General features: G+C 39.9%; 3 protein-coding genes. 1 reads left to right on the top strand and 2 read right to left on the bottom strand.

Going from position 1 to position 2052, the window contains the following annotated elements; genetic code table 11:
- Positions 1–154: 154 nt before the first annotated feature.
- Positions 155–781 (bottom strand): flavodoxin family protein, encoded by a 627-nt coding sequence (locus tag LD39_RS15090; protein WP_035548959.1) that lies wholly within the window; start codon positions 779–781, stop codon positions 155–157.
- 99 nt (positions 782–880) lie between these two features.
- Between LD39_RS15090 and LD39_RS15085 the strand changes: the two genes are divergently transcribed.
- Positions 881–1387, top strand: coding sequence for a peroxiredoxin (locus tag LD39_RS15085; RefSeq protein ID WP_035548956.1), 507 nt, complete (start codon positions 881–883; stop codon positions 1385–1387).
- Between the two features lie 109 nt (positions 1388–1496).
- On the opposite strand, the gene LD39_RS15080 is transcribed toward LD39_RS15085, so the two are convergent.
- A complete protein-coding gene (locus LD39_RS15080) occupies positions 1497–1943 on the bottom strand; it encodes a hypothetical protein (protein ID WP_035548953.1) in 447 nt (148 codons plus the stop codon).
- Positions 1944–2052 lie beyond the last annotated feature (109 nt).

Below are 2052 nucleotides of genomic sequence, written 5' to 3'. Positions count from 1 at the left end.
CCTCGCTCTTCTCGGCTTTTGTATCGGCTGTACCATCCGATACCGCTACATGATGTGGAAGCACCAGCGCATGAAAACCAGTTCTTAAGAAAAGTTAACAAGATGATAATATAAAGAAAAGCCTGGTCCAAGTGGATCAGGCTTTTTCAATGTCTCATTCCTGCGTATTACCAATTGCTGGGATTGGCTGTTCTTTAAATATTTTTGCTAAGTGCACTGTATTGTAAGCAAGCATCTCAATATGATTTTTCGTAAAATCATTTTCGATTCCGTTTGCCTCAATAAACGATGGACCTGGTCCAGCTTCTCCTACCCAGTAGGCATCTACATTGGGCGGGATGACGAAACCGATATGTGACATCCGGTATAGGATGGATTGAGCAGCATTTTTCGCTCCATCTTCGTTACCAGTAATCACGACACCGGCAACTTTATTATAATAGACCGCCTGTCCATAATCATTTGTCTCACCGCTGCTGCCATACATTCGTTCAAGCACCTTAGTCGCTATGCTGCTTTTCTCTCCCAGCCACAGTGGTGTACCTAGCACAACAATATCCGCTTCTTTGATCTTCTCAAAGATATATGGCCATTCGTCCCCCTCGCCCAGATCTTTACTTATTCCATAAGGGAGATAATAATCCGCTAACCGGATACTCTCATAAGTAACGTCTTCCCTTTCATAGATTTTTTCTACCTCTTTCCATAAAGCTTCTGTATTTGACGGATTTTCTGAACTCTTTAAGGATGCGTTTAAAAATAATGCTTTCACCCGACTCATGCAACTCCTCCTTTCCAATCTCTTACCCCTATCTCCTTAGTGTAAATCATTGGTAAATAGGGTATAGAAATACTAAGCATTTAGTATAGGAGGATCTTTATGAGCGAATATAAATTAGGTGAAAAAGTCACTGATTTTACATTACCGACGACTTCTGGCACTGACTATTCGTTTGAAGACCATAGGAACGAAAACGGAAGCAGCTGGCATTTGATCATTTATTTCAGAGGATCGTGGTGCCCAGCGTGTATGGAAGAATTGAAAGAGCTTCAAGCAAGTAAAGGATATTTTGAAGATAAACAAATCAAATTGACGACGATTTCTACCGACCATCTGGATAGTTTGAAGAAGATGGTGGAAGAAAACGACTTTACATTTCCTGTGTTGGCTGATCAGGAGTTAACCTTCTTGAAAGAATACGGCGTTCACTATCACAATATAGACAGTCCTTATGAAGACCACGGCACTCACGGCGAACCCGCCTACTTTTTAACAGATGAAAATGGGAAGCTTCTTTATCAGCAAAGACAAACCAGCCCTTTCGGCCGTCCTCATCCAAAGGAACTCCGTAAAATCATTCAATACATTAAGAAAAATTTAAAATAATTGAGCTAAATTTGGAAACCGGATAAATACAATGAAAAAACCGAATCCTCTTTCAGGGGACTCGGTTTTACCTGTTTAATAGAGTTTGTATATCCTAGGATTGCCTTATTTAAAGATAGGCTCGCAACTTTTCAATACGAGCACGGTTGTATCTTTGTACCATAATGAAAGGCAAATTAAATAAAACTGCATACAACATCATGATCCAGCCGGCCCATGGGGGATTAAACAGAAAAAAAAACGGTGCTGGCAGCATTTGCAACCAATGAGACAGCTCAGAGCGATTTGTTTGCATCTTGAACGTGTGGAAATCTGTCACATTGCGTAAGTAGATTCCAGTCTTCCCTTTTCCTTGATTAACCCATTTTCTTGCTTCAGGAAGACGGTGTTTCCATTTCTTTATTTTAAGACGCTCATAGATGTTCCCGTTTTTCTCCCACCTCTTCAATCTATACACTTTTGGAAAAGACATAATAAAAGATTCAGGACATTGAGAGACTAGGAAACTCACACTTAAATGAATAAACAGCCAGGCGACGATATTCATAATAATCATCAAGAAGAGCCTCTTTTCTTCCCTGCTATATTACGCCCCTTCCATGTCGATTGCCTAAATAAAAAGGTTCTCAATAATGAATAACCGAAAAGCAAAACAAAAAAGATAA

Source organism: Halobacillus sp. BBL2006 (assembly GCF_000786645.1).
Classification (GTDB): domain Bacteria; phylum Bacillota; class Bacilli; order Bacillales; family Halobacillaceae; genus Halobacillus.
This window is presented reverse-complemented; position numbering and strand designations above follow the sequence as displayed.